The 17,911-nt window shown below is 36.8% G+C and carries 19 protein-coding genes; 7 read left to right on the forward strand and 12 right to left on the reverse strand.

Features of this window, described 5'->3' with window-relative positions:
- Positions 1-177: 177 nt before the first annotated feature.
- The 3 genes from ACK4HO_RS07635 (at position 178) to ACK4HO_RS07645 (ending at position 1,994) form a co-directional block, all read left to right on the forward strand.
- Positions 178-771 (forward strand): hypothetical protein, encoded by a 594-nt coding sequence (locus tag ACK4HO_RS07635; RefSeq protein ID WP_409664560.1) that lies wholly within the window; start codon positions 178-180, stop codon positions 769-771.
- A 198-nt stretch (positions 772-969) separates the two neighbouring features.
- On the forward strand, positions 970-1,440 hold the full coding sequence (locus tag ACK4HO_RS07640; RefSeq protein WP_409664562.1) for a DUF1905 domain-containing protein: 471 nt from the start codon (positions 970-972) through the stop codon (positions 1,438-1,440).
- A gap of 56 nt (positions 1,441-1,496) precedes the next feature.
- On the forward strand, positions 1,497-1,994 hold the full coding sequence (locus ACK4HO_RS07645) for a nuclear transport factor 2 family protein (RefSeq protein ID WP_409664564.1): 498 nt from the start codon (positions 1,497-1,499) through the stop codon (positions 1,992-1,994).
- A 45-nt stretch (positions 1,995-2,039) separates the two neighbouring features.
- On the opposite strand, the gene ACK4HO_RS07650 is transcribed toward ACK4HO_RS07645, so the two are convergent.
- The 9 genes from ACK4HO_RS07650 to ACK4HO_RS07690 form a co-directional block, all read right to left on the reverse strand.
- Complete coding sequence (locus ACK4HO_RS07650) at positions 2,040-2,270, reverse strand: YdcH family protein (protein WP_409664566.1); 231 nt, start codon at positions 2,268-2,270, stop codon at positions 2,040-2,042.
- Positions 2,271-2,324: 54 nt separating this feature from the next.
- Positions 2,325-3,026: a sulfite exporter TauE/SafE family protein gene (locus tag ACK4HO_RS07655; protein ID WP_409664568.1), complete on the reverse strand. Its 702-nt coding sequence runs from the start codon at positions 3,024-3,026 to the stop codon at positions 2,325-2,327.
- Positions 3,027-3,055: 29 nt separating this feature from the next.
- A complete protein-coding gene (locus tag ACK4HO_RS07660) occupies positions 3,056-3,502 on the reverse strand; it encodes a FixH family protein (protein ID WP_409664570.1) in 447 nt (148 codons plus the stop codon).
- 12 nt (positions 3,503-3,514) lie between these two features.
- Positions 3,515-4,936 (reverse strand): cytochrome c oxidase accessory protein CcoG, encoded by a 1,422-nt coding sequence (ccoG, locus tag ACK4HO_RS07665; protein ID WP_409664572.1) that lies wholly within the window; start codon positions 4,934-4,936, stop codon positions 3,515-3,517.
- A 30-nt stretch (positions 4,937-4,966) separates the two neighbouring features.
- Entirely contained in the window at positions 4,967-5,905 is a 939-nt protein-coding gene (locus ACK4HO_RS07670) for a cbb3-type cytochrome c oxidase N-terminal domain-containing protein (RefSeq protein ID WP_409664574.1), read from the reverse strand.
- A 25-nt stretch (positions 5,906-5,930) separates the two neighbouring features.
- Positions 5,931-6,098 (reverse strand): CcoQ/FixQ family Cbb3-type cytochrome c oxidase assembly chaperone, encoded by a 168-nt coding sequence (locus ACK4HO_RS07675; protein ID WP_409664576.1) that lies wholly within the window; start codon positions 6,096-6,098, stop codon positions 5,931-5,933.
- Between the two features lie 5 nt (positions 6,099-6,103).
- Positions 6,104-8,275, reverse strand: a complete 2,172-nt coding sequence (ccoN, locus tag ACK4HO_RS07680; protein ID WP_409664577.1) for a cytochrome-c oxidase, cbb3-type subunit I — start codon at positions 8,273-8,275, stop codon at positions 6,104-6,106.
- A 2-nt stretch (positions 8,276-8,277) separates the two neighbouring features.
- Positions 8,278-8,472 carry a cbb3-type cytochrome oxidase assembly protein CcoS gene (gene ccoS / locus ACK4HO_RS07685; RefSeq protein ID WP_121313422.1) on the reverse strand — a complete coding sequence of 65 codons (195 nt, stop codon included), beginning with the start codon at positions 8,470-8,472 and terminating at the stop codon, positions 8,278-8,280.
- A 73-nt stretch (positions 8,473-8,545) separates the two neighbouring features.
- Positions 8,546-10,921, reverse strand: a complete 2,376-nt coding sequence (locus ACK4HO_RS07690; protein WP_409664580.1) for a heavy metal translocating P-type ATPase — start codon at positions 10,919-10,921, stop codon at positions 8,546-8,548.
- 103 nt (positions 10,922-11,024) lie between these two features.
- Between ACK4HO_RS07690 and ACK4HO_RS07695 the strand changes: the two genes are divergently transcribed.
- Complete coding sequence (locus tag ACK4HO_RS07695) at positions 11,025-11,705, forward strand: Crp/Fnr family transcriptional regulator (RefSeq protein ID WP_409664581.1); 681 nt, start codon at positions 11,025-11,027, stop codon at positions 11,703-11,705.
- Between the two features lie 74 nt (positions 11,706-11,779).
- On the opposite strand, the gene ACK4HO_RS07700 is transcribed toward ACK4HO_RS07695, so the two are convergent.
- The 3 genes from ACK4HO_RS07700 to ACK4HO_RS07710 form a co-directional block, all read right to left on the reverse strand.
- Positions 11,780-14,599 (reverse strand): T9SS sorting signal type C domain-containing protein, encoded by a 2,820-nt coding sequence (locus tag ACK4HO_RS07700; RefSeq protein WP_409664583.1) that lies wholly within the window; start codon positions 14,597-14,599, stop codon positions 11,780-11,782.
- Between the two features lie 365 nt (positions 14,600-14,964).
- A complete protein-coding gene (locus tag ACK4HO_RS07705; RefSeq protein ID WP_409664585.1) occupies positions 14,965-15,378 on the reverse strand; it encodes a DUF6691 family protein in 414 nt (137 codons plus the stop codon).
- A gap of 3 nt (positions 15,379-15,381) precedes the next feature.
- Positions 15,382-15,939 (reverse strand): YeeE/YedE family protein, encoded by a 558-nt coding sequence (locus ACK4HO_RS07710; RefSeq protein WP_409664587.1) that lies wholly within the window; start codon positions 15,937-15,939, stop codon positions 15,382-15,384.
- Positions 15,940-16,033: 94 nt separating this feature from the next.
- Here ACK4HO_RS07710 and ACK4HO_RS07715 point away from each other — a divergent pair, with 94 nt between their 5' ends.
- The 3 genes from ACK4HO_RS07715 to kdsA all read left to right on the forward strand — a co-directional run bounded on the left by ACK4HO_RS07715 (position 16,034) and on the right by kdsA (position 17,909).
- Complete coding sequence (locus ACK4HO_RS07715; RefSeq protein WP_409664589.1) at positions 16,034-16,525, forward strand: DUF4199 domain-containing protein; 492 nt, start codon at positions 16,034-16,036, stop codon at positions 16,523-16,525.
- Positions 16,526-16,565: 40 nt separating this feature from the next.
- Positions 16,566-17,021 (forward strand): 2-dehydro-3-deoxyphosphooctonate aldolase, encoded by a 456-nt coding sequence (locus ACK4HO_RS07720; protein ID WP_409664591.1) that lies wholly within the window; start codon positions 16,566-16,568, stop codon positions 17,019-17,021.
- 69 nt (positions 17,022-17,090) lie between these two features.
- Positions 17,091-17,909 carry a 3-deoxy-8-phosphooctulonate synthase gene (gene kdsA / locus ACK4HO_RS07725; protein WP_409664593.1) on the forward strand — a complete coding sequence of 273 codons (819 nt, stop codon included), beginning with the start codon at positions 17,091-17,093 and terminating at the stop codon, positions 17,907-17,909.
- Positions 17,910-17,911 lie beyond the last annotated feature (2 nt).

The raw sequence follows: 17,911 nt of genomic DNA on the forward strand, positions 1-17,911 counted from the left end.
GATAAATATGTCGTAATAAATTTAAGATAAGCACAGCCACTAACAGCAGTTTGTAACAACTGCGAAATTTGTTTAAACCGCAGGCCGATTTTCCGCTGGAAAATCTTTATTTTAGTAGAAATAAATTAATCACGCAGTCGCAGCTGTTACAATCTGCAAGACGTTACCAGCAATTCTATGAAACTACGAGCATATTTTGTTTTATTCTTACTTTGTCTTATTTCCTGTAACGGCGAAAGAAGAAATGAATCAGTTTCTTTACCGACAGAAGATGATATAAATGATGTTGTAAAAACAATCGTCTTCGATAAAGGATTTCATATTGCATCCGAAAATTTTCGATCGCCCATATGTATAGAATTGAATACTAGGAAAATTGTCGATTCTCGCAAAAAGGCTAAAGAGTATCCTACAAGTCCAATATACAGAATAGACACTTTAGCTATGTCTGACTTAATTGGAAATCCAAACTTACCAGTTAAAGATTTTTTCAAAGAAAAAGATTGGGAATTTATAAAGCTTCAAAACAAAAAAAATGTTCAGAAGTTGTCACCAAAAATGTTTGGAAATTTAAAGTTTACTACAGTTAATATAAAGCACGAAGATTGGTATTACCATTTTTCTGTTCCAATATTTTCGTCCGATTTAAAGAAGGCTTATTTACAATACTGTGGGATATATTTTGACAATCGCAACGATGGAACTGAAATATTTTTGGAGAAAAAAAATGACAAATGGGAGATAATAGAAACCACTTTCTGGTCACATTAGGAAGAAGAACGAACTGCTGGTAATAGCAGTTTGTAATTACCGCGCGCTTGGGCTTATCCCGAATTTTCTTCGAAAATTCAAAAAGGAAATTCATATTTGGAATCATCAGTAATAAATCATCGCAACTGTCACAATTTGCAGGACGTTAACAATAATATTTCTAAGAATAACTAAAGACACTTACTTTGAAATAAAACTATGAATTATTTAATAGAGAATGAAAAATTAGAAATACAACACATCCCGGGAAATGGTGCTTGGACTTACCAACTTATTATACCTAACACCAAAAATATAAAAGGAAAATGGGGAGATTTAAAAGTGTCCGGTAAAATTGACAACTTTGAAATTAAAAATAAAAATTTAGGTCCAATAAAAAACGCTGATAAAAAAATGTCCTTAAACGCTGAGATTAGAAATTCTATTGGAAAAGGTGCTGGTGATTTTGTCAATGTTACACTTTATCTTGAAAATCAAAACAAAGAAAAAAACAATAATAATGAAATGATTTTTGAATGTTTCAAAGATGCTGAAGTTTTAAATACTTTCAAAAAGCTCAAGACTGAAGAACAAAATGAAATAATTCAAAACATAAATTCCGCCGCTACAGAAAATCAAAAAGTAGAAAAAATTGTAAAGATTATTGCAAAACTTGAACAATTATATTAAAAAACATTTCGGTAGTCGTTTCGCTAGAGTATCAGAATTAAATCGCTAACAACCAAATGCAAAAAAAACTAATTTTCACCCTACTATTATTGGTATCAACCTTTGTCACCAAAGCCCAAGTGTCTAAAACTTCCGAATTGTTTTTGACTTTAAAAAAGTTGGACAGTACTTTCTTCGAACGCGGTTTTAACCAGTGTGATCTTGACTTTATTGACAAAGCCATTCACCAAGATTTAATGTTTTACCATGACAAAAGCGGGATTCAAAACCGAAAAGCTTTTATGGATAACACTAAGAAATACCTTTGTTCAGAAGCCAATAAAAAACCTATCCGAAAAGTGATTGTAGAAAGTTTGGAAGTGTTTCCTATGTACAACAATGGTATTTTATATGGTGCCATTCAAAGTGGAATCCATGATTTTTATCTCAGAGAACCTAACAAAGAAGACGTGCTTACCGGCAGCGCCAAGTTTACCCATTTGTATTTATTAGAAGGTGGAAAATGGTTGTTGAAAGAAGTTTTCAGTTTTGACCATAGCGCCAAAACCAAATAAACCACGACTTTCGACGTGGTTTAATAACTTAATAAACTTTTCAATCTATTTATTCAAATGCGCGTATAGTTCGTCTTTAAGGAATAGCAACTTGGCTTTCAACTCGTGTAAAAAGTTGTCATTGGCAATCTCGGAACCCATGTTGATTCGGTGGATTTGGTGTTCAATTTCGTGATACTCATCAAATAAGCCTCTGAAATGGGCATCAGAAACTTTTAGTTCATGTATTTTATCTTTGTGCTCTGGGAATTCGTGTATTAAATCGTGTTTTTCCATGGGTTATTTATTTTAGTGTTTAATATGGTTTGAAGTGGTTTAAAATTGTTGGTTTTAATGGCAATTGGCCTCCGCCTGAACAAATAAGTTCATGTTACTTGGTGAAACATAGGCGATGTCTAAACCCATGCCGCGCATTATAAAAAGTACTCCGATAATAACGGTGATTAATGGTACCATTCTTTGCCATTTGCTTCTGAAAGGCATAGACAAAATGCTACTCACATAAACCACAGCGCTCATCAATGGTATCGTTCCTAAACCGTAAAGCAACATATATGCCATTCCTAAAGTCACATTTTGCATCGCAATCGCACCAAAAAGAGCGGCGTAAACCAATCCGCAAGGCAACAATCCGTTAAATATTCCTATGGTGAAAAAAGCATCGGGTGTTTTGCGTTTGAATTGGTTGCCCAAACTGCTTTTGACTTTAGAAATCACACTGTAAATGGGTTTAGAAAAATTGTATTGGGCAAATATCCTATCGGGAATAATGGCTATTAAAATCATCAAAATGCCTAAGACAATTGAAAACCGCTGTTGCATTCCGGCGAGGTATAATCCTTTGCCTAATAATCCGAAAAGCAATCCTAAAGTCGCATAAGAAGTCAATCTTCCGGCGTGGTACAATAGAATTTGCAATGCTTTTTTGGTTGGATTATTTCTATCAACCGGTAACATCATGGCAATAGGTCCGCACATGCCAATGCAGTGCAAACTGGAAACTAAGCCGAATATGAGTGCGGTGTAAAGCATTTTTTTAGATTGTTAGACTTCTTAGGTTTTTAGAAATAAATTTCTTCTTTGTTCAAATAACTTTTTCCTTCGTATTCCCAGGCTACAGTAATACCCCAAAGACCGCCAACCAGATTGTTTTTAGGTATGAGCAAATCGTAAGCGGACAGTGAAATAGGGATTTCAAAATCCAGCTTTTGGTTTGACGGTCTATATAGGGATACTTTTCCTTTAATTTTTGAGTAGTCAAATTCTTTTGGGAAATTCACCACTAATCCATTAGCTGTTTTGGTAATGGCAACTTTCTCGGCAAGATTATTAGCATTTTGGATGCTTTCAATGTTGCCTTGAACCAGTTTCTCTTTTTTGTAATATTGCTCGGTAACCATTTCGTTATCGTATTGGCTATCCGATTGTACTTTGAATACAAAGTATAAAATGAAGCTCATGAACAGTGCTATCGCAATGACAATTCCTTTTCCCCAATTCATTTTCATAATTCCTAGCTTTTAGTTGAAACTTCTCGGACCAACAAAATTGGTGGTTGCGGTTTCGATTAATTTATTGTTGTTGTAGATTTCAATTTTCAATTCTACCTTTTCGTCTTTTAATTCGCTTTCCAAGATTTTGACGAAGAAAGTTCCCTTGCTGATCCCTTGTTTTGGCACTTTCGTAAATGGACTACCGACGAGTTTGATTTCGCCTTTGGGCTCGATTAATTTGAAAGTCACATGCTCAAACTCCTTTTCGGTTTTATTGATGATATCGTAATTGTAAATATTACTAATCTTGTCGCCATCATGTTGGAATAATTGTCCCGGCGTATGTAAAATCGTCGCTTCCACATCATTTCGCAAAAACAACATTCCGATGAAAACGCCAATCAAAATCGCCAAAACTGCGATATAACCTTTCATTCTGTTGGTTAACTTGAACGGTTCTTTCTTTACAATTTCATCTTCACTCGCATATCGGATTAATCCTTTCGGCAAACCAACTTTCTCCATAATCGAATCGCATTCATCGATACAGGCGGTACAGTTGATACATTCTAATTGTACGCCGTTTCTAATGTCGATTCCGGTTGGGCAAACATGCACACAGACTTTACAATCGATGCAATCACCTTTGCCTAAGGCTCTTCGGTCTTCGTTTTTATTGAATTTGGCTCTGCCGGTTTCCCCTTCACCACGAACATGGTCATAAGCGACATTGATGGTTTTGTTATCCAATAAAACGCCTTGCATTCTACCATAAGGACAAGCGATAATACAAACTTGCTCTCTGAACCAAGCGTAAATAAAATAGAAAACCGCTGTAAAAATCAATAACGCTACCAATGTGCTGGTATTTTGAGCCGGACCTTCTTTAATGAATTCAATTAGTTCATCACTTCCGATTAAATAGGCCAAAAACACATTGGCAATAATAAAAGAGATAATGAAAAACACTATCCATTTGGTCACACGCTTTCTAATCTTTTCAGCATCCCAAGCTTGTTTTGACAATCGCATTTGTTGGGCACGGTCACCATCAATCCAAAACTCGATTCGACGGAAAACCATTTCCATAAAAATAGTTTGCGGACAAAACCAACCACAGAATATACGTCCGAAAGCCACCGTAAACAACGCCAATCCCACTACTCCAATAATCATGGAGATAACGAAAAGGTGAAAATCTTGTGGCCAAAACGGAAAGCTGAAAATATTGAACCTTCTGTCGACTACATTAAAAAGTAAGAACTGATTGCCGTTGATTTTGATAAACGGTGCTGATAACAGAAAGGCTAACAATAAATAGCTGACTATTTTTCGCTTATCATAAAACGGACCCGAAGGTTTTTTAGGATGAACATATACTCGCTTCCCTTTCGCATCAATAGTTGAGATGCTGTCTCTAAAACTTTCATCCGGGATATTGTTTTCCATTTTGTTGTTGAATTAAGAATTTAATTCGAATTATTTTGCCGCTACTTTAGTGGTATCACTCGCTACTGTTGCTTCTACTTTTGGTGCCACTTCCTCTACCCATTTTTCACCTTCGGCCGCTTTCGCACCTGCTGGTTTAGTGCCTTGCAAGCTCATCACATAACTGGCAACTTTTTGCACTTCTTTCGTTCCTAAAGTTTTGGCCCATGCTACCATGGTTGGATTGTTTTTACTACCTTCTGCAATTATCTTAAAGACGTTTTTGATACCACCACCATTGATCCAATGTTCATCGGTTAGATTTGGTCCAACCACACCACCACCATCAGCTTTGTGACAAGCGGCGCAGGCATTGACATAAATTTCTTTCCCTTTCGCCAAACTCTCCGCGTCGGTAAGCAGCGTAACTTTATCTAATGTTATTTCTTCTTTAGGCGAATTCAGTTTGTTTTTTTCAATTTCGATATTGGCTGCTGCCACTTCCTGATCATATTCCTGAGCTTGGGTATATTCATCCATAACGTGGAATCTTACCAAATATATTGCCCCAAAAATGATGGTTGCATAGAACAAGTTTACCCACCAAGGCGGTAGCACGTTATCTAACTCTTTGATACCATCATAATCATGGTCGAGCATTACATCGGCTTCTTGCTCGATAGATTTGGAACGGGTCATGCTTTTCATTAAATTCTGCACCCATTTGCTTTCGGTAAATGAAACCGATTGTGCTTCTTCCAATTGTTGGCGTTGTTCCTCGGTTAGCATATGATAAGTCACTTTGTCTACTGCGCTAACCACAATTTCGATGGCTACCAACAAAAACAAGAAGACTACCAAAAACAAGGCTACCATGGGGAACTTGATAAAAGCCGGACGGTCACCTGAGTCTATGAAATATTCCAGGGCCAATAATACTATGGCAAAAATCACCGGAACTCTTACGTATGATGGAATTAATTTTTTCATTTTTATACTTTTTAAATTGGAATAATTAGTCTTCCAATGGAAGGTTGCTTACTTTTTTGATGGTTTCTTTGCTGTAGGTCATTGCCCAAACCGTGAACAAGACAAAAGCCGTAAAGAAAATCGTCAACGAAATGATAGGGTAAATCTCTACACCCGTAATCGTTTCTAAATTATGTTTGACATATTTTAACATGACGCTTATTTTTTAGATTTTACTTGGGTATCAGTTCCTAATCTTTGCAGATAAGCAATCAAGGCCACAATCTCTCTGTCTTTCAACGGAACAGTTGCGTTTCCGAAAGCTTTTTTGATATCGGCATTCGCTAATAACCTGGCTTCAATTTTAGCTGCTTGCTCGTCAGAAATTTTAACCGCATTGGCTACTTCTTCTTTAGAATAAGGCACACCTAAAGTCACCATCGCTTCTATTTTGGCTTGTAAAGTTGAATTGTCTAATTTATCTTTAATCAACCATTGGTATCTTGGCATAATAGAACCAGGAGAAATACTTTGCGGATCATACATGTGATTGAAATGCCAAACGTCATCTCTACCACCATTGAACGGTTTGCCCGGAACACCTTCTCGCGCTAAATCCGGACCGGTACGTTTAGAACCCCAAAGGAATGGATGGTCATACACATTTTCACCCGATTTAGAATACTCACCATAACGCTCTACTTCAGAACGGAAAGGACGAATCATTTGAGAGTGACAGCTCACACAACCTTCTCTGATATACAAATCTCTACCTTGTAATTCAAGCGGAGTATATGGTTTTACTGCGGCTATAGTTGGGATATTGGATTTCACTAAAATGGTTGGCAAAATTTGAATCAAACCACCAATTAAAATGGCAATGGTAGTATAAATCATAAATCTCACCGGTTTTCTTTCTAACCAAGCGTGCCATTTTTCACCTTTCAAACGGTTTGGACTGATAACTGCCAATGCTGGAGCTTCAGCCGGTTCGTCTTGAATAGCAGAACCTTGTTTTACAGTTTTTACAATGTTGTACACCAAAACAATCACCCCAACCAAATACAAAGTACCACCGATGGCGCGCATCCAGTACATTGGCATAATTTGGGTCACGGTTTCTAAGAAGTTACCATATTGTAGTGTTCCGTCCGGTTTGAATTGTTTCCACATAGAAGCCTGAGTAAATCCGGCCACATACATTGGAAGTGCGTATAAAATAATTCCTAAAGTCCCAATCCAGAAGTGGAAGTTGGCTAGCTTTTCAGAATATAATTTTGATTTAGTCATTCTTGGGATTAACCAATAAATCATGCCAAAGGATAAGAATCCGTTCCAAGCTAAAGCACCAACGTGTACGTGAGCAATAATCCAGTCGGTAAAGTGGGCAATAGCGTTTACGTTTTTCAACGACAACATCGGACCTTCGAAAGTGGCCATACCGTAACCGGTAATTGCTACGACGAAGAATTTCAATACCGCATCGGTACGAACTTTATCCCAAACTCCGCGTAAAGTTAACAATCCGTTGATCATACCACCCCAAGACGGCGCGATTAACATAACTGAGAATACTACCCCAAGGTTTTGTGCCCAATCCGGTAAAGAAGAGTACAACAAGTGGTGTGGTCCGGCCCAGATGTAGATGAAGATTAAAGACCAGAAGTGAATGATAGAAAGTCTATAAGAATATACAGGACGATTAGCCGCTTTTGGCACAAAATAATACATCATTCCTAAGAACGGCGTAGTTAAAAAGAAAGCTACGGCATTGTGTCCGTACCACCATTGCACCAAAGCATCTTGTACTCCGGCATACACCGAGTAAGATTTCATGGCAGAAACCGGTAATTCAAAACTGTTAAATATATGAAGTACTGCAACAGTAACAAATGTCGCGATGTAAAACCAAATCGCTACATAAATATGACGTTCTCTTCTTTTGATAATCGTACCAATCATATTGATTCCGAATACTACCCAAATCAAAGCAATGGCGATATCAATCGGCCATTCTAATTCGGCGTATTCTTTAGAAGTGGTGTAACCCAACGGTAACGTAATGGCCGCGGCTACTATGATTAATTGCCAACCCCAAAAGTGCAGCTTACTCAATAAGTCACTGAACATTCTGGCTTTAAGCAAACGTTGCATTGAGTAATACACTCCTGCGAACATGGCGTTACCCACAAAAGCGAAAATCACCGCATTGGTGTGTAAAGGTCTTAGACGTCCAAAACTCAGGAACGGAATTCCACTGGTGACATTGGGAAATAAAAACATAAATGCTAATATTAGCCCAACCAACATCCCTACAATACCAAAAACGATACTGGCATAAATGAAGTTCCTTACAATTTTGTTGTCATACTGAAATTGTTGCATTTCCATAATTATAATTGTTTTTCTTCGGTTATATTAATTTGATTTTTGTTAGTTTCTTTTACGAGCTCGTCGTCAAAAAGCATTCTGACGGATGGCGTATAGTCGTCATCATATTGTCCGCCTCTTACTGCTTTAATAAAAGCGTAGAGAAAGAACACTGCGACTACAATACTTATCGAGATTAACATATAAATGACACTCATACCTCTAATTTGTGTTAGACAAAATTACTGCTGTGGTTATTCTTAAAATATGACATTTGTCATACTTCGGATTTTATTTCTTTCCGGCAAAAACATTACTCATAATGGTTACAAAAGTCACAATGGTTATAGTACTCAAAGGCATGATAATCGCCGCTACTATGGGCAATAAATTACCGGTAACCGCGTAGCTCAAGCCGACTACGTTATAAAGCAATGACAATCCGAAACTCATATAAATGGTGATCATCGCGTTTTTAGAATACTTCAAAAAGAAATCAATCTTTGGGAACTGACTCGCATCTAAAATTCCGTCGCAAGCGGGCGAAAACACATTCACATTTTCGGAAATAGAAATTCCAATGTTACTTTGTGCCAAAGCGCCGGCATCATTCAAACCATCACCTATCATTAACACATTTTTACCTTCTTTTTGAAGATTGTCAATGTAGGCTAGTTTCTGTTCGGGTTTTTGATTGAATACCAAATGGGTTTTCTCAGGAAGCATTTTTTCTAAAATTCTTCGCTCTCCGTCATTGTCGCCCGACAATACTATGAGGTTGTATTTTTTAGCCAAACTTTCAAATAATTGTTCTAATCCTTTACGGTACTGATTATTAAAAACATAACTGCCTTTGTAAACGCCATTGATTTCAACATGGACTTTGGTTTTCTTATGCGTGTTTTCACTCATGTGTTGCAAGAACTGTGAAGAGCCTAATTTGATTTTGTCATCTCCCAATTCGGCAAAAACACCTTTTCCTATGATTTCTTCGAAATGGTTTACCTCCATTTTATCTTGAGGCAGAATAAAATCATACAATCTTCGGCTTAACGGATGGTTGGAACCTCTGAGAGCATTCTTTAATAGTTTCAATTCAAAATCATTCAAGACATCTCCTTCATAAGTTATAGACGTCTTTTCATTAGTGGTTATGGTTCCCGTTTTATCAAAAACTATAGTGTCTACTTTAGCCATTTGCTCAATGACGATAGCGTTCTTGAGGTATAATTTTCGGTTACCCAAAATGCGCAACACATTGCCTAAAGTAAACGGAGCTGTTAAAGCCAACGCACACGGACAAGCCACAATTAATATGGCGGTAAAAACATTAAACGCGGTGGAAACATCTATAAAAATCCAATAGCCAAAGGACACTACAGACAACAACAACAATGCCGGTGTGAAATAGCGGCTGATTTTATCGGTGATGGATTTGTGTTTTTGTTCGACTTTCTTCTGAAAAACGTCATTGCTCCACAATTGGGTTAAGTAACTTTGGGACACAGAAAACAACACTTCCATTTCGATGACTTTGCCTAGTTGTTTGCCACCGGCGAAAATCTTGTCACCGGATTTTTTTTCAATAGCAACCGCTTCTCCAGTCACAAAACTGTAATCGATGGAAGTTTTATCTGAAATTATAATTCCGTCAACCGGGATTAATTCTTGGTTGCGAATTAAGAGTCTGTCTCCTTTTTTGATGTCGTAAACCTGAACCGCTTCTTCGGCACCATTCGGTAAAACTTTGGTAATAGCAATGGGAAAATAGGATTTGTAATCGCGTTCAAACGAAAGAAAATCATAAGTTTTTTTTTGGAATAACTTTCCTAATAACATAAAGAAAATCAACCCACACATGCTATCGAAGAAACCTTGTCCGTAACCAAAGGCAATATCTATTGTACTTCGGATAAACATTACCACTATACCTAATGCAATTGGGACTTCAATATTCAACATGCCTTGTTTAAGGCTTTTCCAAGCCGCTACGTAATAAATTGAAGCTGAATAAAGAAAAGCCGGAAGCGACAAAGCAAAAGTCAACCAACGGAAGAAACCTTTGTACTGTTCTATCCAAAATTCATTGACTTCAAAATATTCGGGAAACGACAGTAACATGATGTTACCAAAACAGAAGAAAGCTACCCCTAATCTGTAAATTAAGGAGCGATCAATTTTCTTTTTGCCTTCGTCAAAATTTTCTAAGCTGATGTAAGGTTCGTAACCAATAGAACAAAGCATCTCAACAATTTGTTTAAGATTGGTCTGTTCAGGATGATAAGTAATTCGGACTTTCTTATTGGGAAAATTAACTTGAGAGGTTATGATTCCCGGTTGAAGCCTTTGTAAATTTTCCAGAATCCAAATACACGAACTACAGTGAATATGAGGAATGTAGAGTGAAACAATATGTGTTGTAAGCTCTTCGAACTCGAGAAGCTTGTGTACAATTTCTTCATTAGCTAAAAAATCATATTTGCCTTTTATATCAAGTGGTGTAGCGCCGGGCGCTGATTGAAAATCATAATAACACGACAAGTCATTCTGACTGAAGATTTCGTAAACTGTTTTACAACCGTTGCAACAAAAACTTCGATCATCGAAAAGAATCTTGTCTTTTTCTATGATTTCATTACCACAATGGAAACACTGTGATGTATTCATAATTTGCTCATTTTACCTTTGACAAAGGTCAAACAAGCGTTAAAATTAAAATATGATATTTGTCATACTTTCGATATATTTGTAAAATCAAACCCAAAGCAGTATGAGTAAATGTGAACAATGTATCGTGAGACAGTTTAGCTCTCTTAAGACATTGACCAAAGATGAGTTACTCAAAATGGCCGAATGTAAAACTTCTTATACCATCAAAAAAGGAGAGCCTATTTTTGAAGAAGGTGAAGTCACCAATGGCATTTACTGTGTAAAGGATGGTGTTTGTAAACTTTCCAAATTGAGTTCCAATGGAAAAGACCAAATTGTAAAACTGGTCAAACCGGGCGAATTGTTAGGACAGCGTTCCATGATTAGCGAAGAACCGGCGAATTTGAGTGCGGTAGCTTTAGAAGACATGGAAGTTTGTTTTATTCCTAAAACCGAGATTATCCAATTCTTTACCCAAAACAATCAATTTTCGATGAGTGTGATGAAAACCATCTGTGGCGACTTGAAAGAAGCCGATGATCATATGGTTGAATTGGCTCAGAAGAGTGTTAAAGAGCGTTTGGCCGGAACCTTAATTTATTTGGAAGAAACTTTTGGTACCGATTCTGATGGCTCGCTTCGTTTACAATTATCTCGTGAAGAATTAGCCGGCATGATTGGTACTGCTACCGAAAGTTGTATCAGATTACTTTCCGAACTCAAAAAAGGTGGTTGGATTGATTTGACAGGTAAAAAAATAAAGATAGTCGACAAAAATAAACTCCGTCGCATCGCAGAATAATTCCTTATTAATTTAAACAAAAAACCACCCCAATCTTGCGATAAAGGTGGTAGCTGATAAGATAACAGGGTTAGTTATTGTATCAACGTTTTCTTTGTATGTGTTTGTCCGTTTTCTAAAGTTACTTTTACCAAAAGCATTTGTGAAACGCTTTGCAATTGAACTGATTCAAAGGCATTGGTTTCTATATTATTTTGGCTGAATAAAAGTTTGCCTAAAACATCAAATACTTCCACTTTAGTTATTGGAGTTGAAGCGCAATAAACAGACAGCCCTTGATTATTTGAAACTACTTTAATGTCATTATCTGAAACTGTATTTGAATCAATTCCCAAAGCTTGAGTAGCATATCTTAATTCGAATCGGTCATTAAAAGTACCACTAATAGTTGTAAAGGTATAATTTCCAGCTTTTAAATCGTAGTAAAGTCCGGTGGCATTATCTAACAAATATACATTTTGATTGTTAAATAAGCCGTCAAAGTTTTCCAAACTGATGGTCAATTCGCCATCAATAATAGTCGAGTATCCAAATGGAACCACATCTACTTCTGAAAAAGGCAAAGCTTTCCCTTGGATAGACAAATCTGTTGTTCCAACCGTGGTGTAAATCGAAACCGGATTTCCTACTACGGTAGTTTTTCCATCAAAAAGGGCATCAAAATCATTCGTGGCGTTTTGGATGTATCCTACTAACATTTCATTGTAAGCGCCTTCATTATTGCTAATAGAAAGCCAAACTCTGTGTTTTTCTAAAGTCTGAGAAACTGAACCGCCATTATCATTATTTACGGTATTATTGGTTCTGAAAAACTGATTGTTGTTTCCTGAAATTCTCATCGAATTTTTAAAAGTAGCCGAATACGTTCCGTTAGCCAAAGCGGTATTGGCTTCTATGAAGAAACCTTGTCCGGCTGCGACTTTCCCTGTTGGAACAACTCCGCCTGAAAGTGCGGCACTTGCCGTTTTTACGCCTCCGGTCAAATTGTATTTAGCATAATCATTCACCGAATAATTATTATTGGTAATGGCTGTATTGTGTGTCCAAAGAAAAATGGTTCCGTTTACGATTCCGGAATTAGCCGTATCGGTTAAGAACAAATCAATGTCAATTGCCGAAGGATAAGGATTTCCAATCAAATTATTCGTTCCGATTGATTTTACAATTGGTGTTGAAATGATGCCGTTATTAGGGGTACCAATAAAGGTAGATTGCAAGATTAATGTCGGATTATAAACTAAATTTTCAGGCGCTCTTGAAAGATAACCTACTCCTAAAGCCATAGTAGTTCCTTCAGTTTGATAAACGTAGTTATTAATGCTTGGATTAAAAAAATAAAAATAAGAATCACCGGCCAATTGGCTTAGCGTTGCATTATTCACGGGTGATGACCAATATCCGTAATCATACAACTTCATTGGATTTGTATTTCTTTTATAGGTAATATTGCCCGAATTTACAGCGGAATCATTGGTTTGCACCAAACTGGCAGTATCTTCAAAGGTCAAAGAACCTCCTGGATTTATGCTAACCTCATTGGCAATAGTCAAAGTATGTCCGGCATTAAAAATTACTGTTCCCGAAGTCACACTACAACTACAACCCGAAATATTTCCTGAGGAAGTATAATTTCCTGAAAAAATTAATCTTTGTGCCAATGTCGGAGTGCCATTTGACCAAACAGTTCCGTTCCAAGTATTGGACGGTTGTTGTGAAATAGTAACGCTACCGGAAGCTATTGAAGAACATGAACCTAATGTGGCTGTAACGGTGTAAGTTCCGGATGGAGCCGAAACCGTAGAACCTGATATGGTAACGCCTAAAGAAGGAGAAACTGAATAAGTGTAGCTCGCATTATAATTGGTTACAGTAAAACTTCCTGAGGTTAAAGTACACGATGGTTGTGTCAAACCACCAATTGTTGGTTGTGACGGCGAAATGGGTTGGGCATTAATAGTAGCGCTAGTTACCGATGAAATACAACCCGATGCACTTTTTGCCGTAACATTATAAGTACCTTGAGCTACTGATGTAAAAACTCCGGTGGTGTTGGTATAAGTTGAACCGTTTATGCTATAAGTCATGCCTGAAGCAGTCGGACTGTTAATGGTAATAGTTCCGGTAGCTACACTACAAGTGGGATGCGTTATTGTTAGATTTGGAGCAGTCGGTATTGTATTAACTGTTACTTGTACCGCTTTTCTTGGGGTTGTAACACCACTTGAATTGGTAACAGCCTCAACATAATAAGTTGTGGTTGCAGACAATGTTCCGGTGGTGTAAGTTACTGTGTATGGACTTGAAGTTACTGTTGAAGTAGCTATTGGACTTCCTCCGGAAGCTACTGTGTAAAAATTGAAAGTAGTTGACGAGGTTGGCGCAGGGTTTTGAGAAGCTGTAATAGTTGAAGTTCCTGAACCACAAATAGCTGTTGCTGAAGCAATCACTACATTAAATCCTCCATTGGATACTAGATTAGGAAAATCTGTAACTGCTCCTCCGCTTCCGTTGCAGGATGCCACTTTTATTGAACCGATTTTAATTAAATCAGAGGCACTACAATTACTACCGGCACTGATATTACCACCGCTTTCTACAACTATAGATGAACCGGCAGCTAAGGTCAAATCGTAATTACCATTGGAAAAATCAATGTTGGCATTATTTCTAATTACAAACTGAATGGCGCCGTAGCAACTTAAATTTAAATTTTGATTCATCACCACATTAGTCGGATTGGTTCCGTCTCCAATGTAAATAGTGGTACAACCCGAAAATGTGCTACAAGTAACAGTACTTGAATTAACATTGGGCGAACCGGTTAAAGTACATTGAGCAGAAATCTCATAAGAGAAACCTAAAATGATAACTAATAAAAATAATAACTTTTTCATAAATGCTGTTTTAGCTAGACTTGGAATGTAAAACTTCAGCAAAATTAAGCCCTAACTACAAAAACCTACACTTTTTCCGACGTTTGACACAAAAACTCTATGAACTGCGCTTTTGTTGCATTTAATAGTGAAATTTGGACTTTTATCGAATTATTATTTATTTTAAGTGATGATATTTGGCTTTTTTATGTGAAATATTTAACAAAAGGCGAGAATAAATTTTACATTAAATTCATATACGGATTTAAGAAAGTTTCGGATTTTTTAATATACATATTAAAAGAGGAATTGTCAAAACAGCGCATTTATGATACAAAAAAAGCGTCCCAATGATGGAACGCTTATATCTATTTTATTTATGGTAATTAATGTGGTAATTTATCTTTCAGCACACCATATAAGAAAGTGCCGAAAATTGCGCCTATTAATATCAGTCCTACGCTTAAAAATCCGGCGCCCAGCAGGATAAAAATGGGTCCGGGACAAGCGCCAACCATAGCCCAACCCAATCCGAAAAGAATACCGCCTATCCAATAGCGTGCATTGCCTTTTTCTTTGTCTTGGATATAAATTGGTTTGCCGTTAATATCTTTGATTTGCTTTCTCTTGATAAATTGAAGTCCGATAAAACCCGTAATAATAGCAACGGTGATGATGCCATACATATGAATGGATTGGAACTGAAACATTTCATAAATTCGATACCAAGAAACCGCTTCTGCTTTGGTTAAAATAATGCCGAAAATAAAACCTACTATAATATATTTTAATAAATTCATGTCTTAAAAAATTAGAGGTAAAATTAAATGCGCCATAAGCAATCCGCCGACAAAAAACCCAATTACCGCTTTAAGAGACGGCAACTGCAAATTACTCAAACCTGAAATGGCATGACCCGAAGTACAACCTCCGGCATAACGCGAACCAAACCCGATTAAAATGCCGCCAACGATTAATATAAAAATCATTTTAGGCGATTGGAATATAGCACTTCCAAAAAGAGTGTCAGGTAATAATTTACCGTTGGGTGCTTCAATTCCCATAGTAGCTAATTGCTCAATAGTTTTGGGGTTAATATCCACATTCGAAGCATCGCTTAGAAAATTCACCGCCACATAACCGCCAATCATTGCGCCTACAACCACAGCCAAATTCCAGCGTTGTGATTTCCAATCCCAGTCGAAAAAAGGTACTTTTTTCCCAATACCGGTAATTGAACACAAAGAGCGCAAATTGGAGGACATGCCGAAAACTTTACCGAAATAATTTAGGGTCAGCATAACCATTCCGATTAGAAAACCCGAAATAGCCCAATGCCAAGTGTGAGTAATAAATTCCATTTAACTTTTTTTTACAAAAATAGAAATATTAAAGTGTTTGGCGGTATAAAATTTATTGAAATAAAGTATTTTTGACCTTCAAACAAACCCTAAAATGAAAAACTATTCTGTAGAAATAAAATGGACGCTCCGCTACATACTTCTAGTATTGGCATGGGCTATCGGTGAGAAGTTTATCGGACTACACGACCAACACATTGACAAATACATTATTTATACTAATCTTTTTGCACTTCCCGCTTTTTTGTTTTTTTATTTGGCCCTGAGAGAAAAAAAGAAGTATTTTTTTAACAATCAAATGACTTGGACACAGGGATTTGTGACCGGTATTATTTTGTCTTTTTTTATTGCTTTGCTCCTGCCTTTTGCGCAATTGGTTATCTACAAAAGTATTACACCTCATTTTTTTGAAACCGCCATTGAATACAAAACAAAAAGTCCTTTGATTAAATACCACATGACACTTGAAGCGGCCAAAAGTTATTTTAACCTAAGAAGTTTTATCATTGAAAGCATCTATACTGAATTATCAATGGGTACTATAGCCGGATCGATTGTTGCCTTAATGATTAGAAACAAAAAATAAATAGCACGATTATTGTATTATCGAAAAAAAACAGTCAATCATGAAAATATTTACCAAACTCTCTCTATTTGTTGTACTGATTTCATTATTTACTTCTTGTGTCAGTACCCGTTCCACTTTAAAAAATGTGGATGACAATGCGCCTATTCCGACTCTAAAAGGAGATGCTTTTGTATTAACCGAATACAGCAAAGACAAAAAATACGGTTACGACCCGGATTATCCTATAAATGTTTTTTATAAAAATACCAAAGACGAAAACCTCAACGCCGAAAGGTATCTCAGAGCATTGGCCGGACCAAATGGAGAAAAAATAACTTTTACCAAATTGGAAAGCTGCTGTCCGTTTCCAACCAAAAGAACAGAAATTGGTGCCGGTTTTTTAGATATTTACGAACTGAAATGGGAAGGCCAAAAGAGTCCGATAAAACTTTATGTAAACATTTATGAAAGAGGATATTTACTTGTTCCTGTTGGGCTTAGCCTCAAAAAATAACTTAACAAAATAACTATATAAAGTAACTAAATTATTCATAACTTAGCGGTTTTTAAAACCTGAAATTTTATGAATATAAATACCATTCCACAAATCAAGAATACCGATAGTGGAAATTTCTTTGTACTTGCTGGACCATGTGCCATTGAAGGTGAAGAAATGGCGATGCGAATTGCCGAGAAGTTAGTTGGCATCACTGATAAATTACAAATTCCATACGTTTTTAAAGGCTCATTTAAAAAAGCCAATCGCTCCAGAATTGACAGTTTTTCGGGTATTGGCGATGAAAAAGCGCTTAAAATTCTTCGCAAAGTTTCGGAAACTTTTCATGTTCCAACTGTAACTGATATTCATACCAATGAAGATGCGGCGATAGCTGCTGCCTATGTTGATGTTTTACAAATACCGGCATTTTTAGTTCGCCAAACCGATTTGGTTGTGGCAGCTGCCAACACCGGAAAAGTGGTCAACTTGAAAAAAGGACAATTTATGAGTCCGGAAAGCATGAAACATGCCGTTCAAAAAGTTTTAGATTGCAATAATCAAAACGTGATGGTTACCGATAGGGGAACCATGTTTGGTTATCAAGACATGATTGTTGATTTTCGCGGTATTCCAACAATGCAACAATATGCTTCTACGGTTCTTGATGTTACCCATTCGTTACAACAACCAAACCAAACCACAGGTGTAACCGGCGGAAGACCGGATATGATTGAAACCATTGCCAAAGCCGGCATAGCTGTTGGAGTAGACGGGATTTTTATTGAAACCCATTTTGATCCGGCTAATGCCAAAAGCGATGGTGCCAATATGTTACACTTAGACTATTTTGAAGGGTTAATGACAAGATTAGTAGCTATCAGAAAAACAATCAATTCATTTTAATT

Source organism: Flavobacterium sp. (genome assembly GCF_046296355.1).
GTDB lineage: Bacteria > Bacteroidota > Bacteroidia > Flavobacteriales > Flavobacteriaceae > Flavobacterium.

Excerpts from the sequence above, each read along its gene's own strand:
- ACK4HO_RS07635 (WP_409664560.1), top strand. The coding sequence starts at position 178 with ATGAAACTACGAGCATATTTTGTTTTATTCTTACTTTGTCTTATTTCC.
- ACK4HO_RS07640 (WP_409664562.1), top strand. The coding sequence starts at position 970 with ATGAATTATTTAATAGAGAATGAAAAATTAGAAATACAACACATCCCG.
- ACK4HO_RS07645 (WP_409664564.1), top strand. The coding sequence starts at position 1,497 with ATGCAAAAAAAACTAATTTTCACCCTACTATTATTGGTATCAACCTTT.
- ACK4HO_RS07650 (WP_409664566.1), bottom strand. The coding sequence starts at position 2,270 with ATGGAAAAACACGATTTAATACACGAATTCCCAGAGCACAAAGATAAA.
- ACK4HO_RS07655 (WP_409664568.1), bottom strand. The coding sequence starts at position 3,026 with ATGCTTTACACCGCACTCATATTCGGCTTAGTTTCCAGTTTGCACTGC.
- ACK4HO_RS07660 (WP_409664570.1), bottom strand. The coding sequence starts at position 3,502 with ATGAAAATGAATTGGGGAAAAGGAATTGTCATTGCGATAGCACTGTTC.
- ccoG (WP_409664572.1), bottom strand. The coding sequence starts at position 4,936 with ATGGAAAACAATATCCCGGATGAAAGTTTTAGAGACAGCATCTCAACT.
- ACK4HO_RS07670 (WP_409664574.1), bottom strand. The coding sequence starts at position 5,905 with ATGAAAAAATTAATTCCATCATACGTAAGAGTTCCGGTGATTTTTGCC.
- ACK4HO_RS07675 (WP_409664576.1), bottom strand. The coding sequence starts at position 6,098 with ATGTTAAAATATGTCAAACATAATTTAGAAACGATTACGGGTGTAGAG.
- ccoN (WP_409664577.1), bottom strand. The coding sequence starts at position 8,275 with ATGGAAATGCAACAATTTCAGTATGACAACAAAATTGTAAGGAACTTC.
- ccoS (WP_121313422.1), bottom strand. The coding sequence starts at position 8,472 with ATGAGTGTCATTTATATGTTAATCTCGATAAGTATTGTAGTCGCAGTG.
- ACK4HO_RS07690 (WP_409664580.1), bottom strand. The coding sequence starts at position 10,921 with ATGAATACATCACAGTGTTTCCATTGTGGTAATGAAATCATAGAAAAA.
- ACK4HO_RS07695 (WP_409664581.1), top strand. The coding sequence starts at position 11,025 with ATGAGTAAATGTGAACAATGTATCGTGAGACAGTTTAGCTCTCTTAAG.
- ACK4HO_RS07700 (WP_409664583.1), bottom strand. The coding sequence starts at position 14,599 with ATGAAAAAGTTATTATTTTTATTAGTTATCATTTTAGGTTTCTCTTAT.
- ACK4HO_RS07705 (WP_409664585.1), bottom strand. The coding sequence starts at position 15,378 with ATGAATTTATTAAAATATATTATAGTAGGTTTTATTTTCGGCATTATT.
- ACK4HO_RS07710 (WP_409664587.1), bottom strand. The coding sequence starts at position 15,939 with ATGGAATTTATTACTCACACTTGGCATTGGGCTATTTCGGGTTTTCTA.
- ACK4HO_RS07715 (WP_409664589.1), top strand. The coding sequence starts at position 16,034 with ATGAAAAACTATTCTGTAGAAATAAAATGGACGCTCCGCTACATACTT.
- ACK4HO_RS07720 (WP_409664591.1), top strand. The coding sequence starts at position 16,566 with ATGAAAATATTTACCAAACTCTCTCTATTTGTTGTACTGATTTCATTA.
- kdsA (WP_409664593.1), top strand. The coding sequence starts at position 17,091 with ATGAATATAAATACCATTCCACAAATCAAGAATACCGATAGTGGAAAT.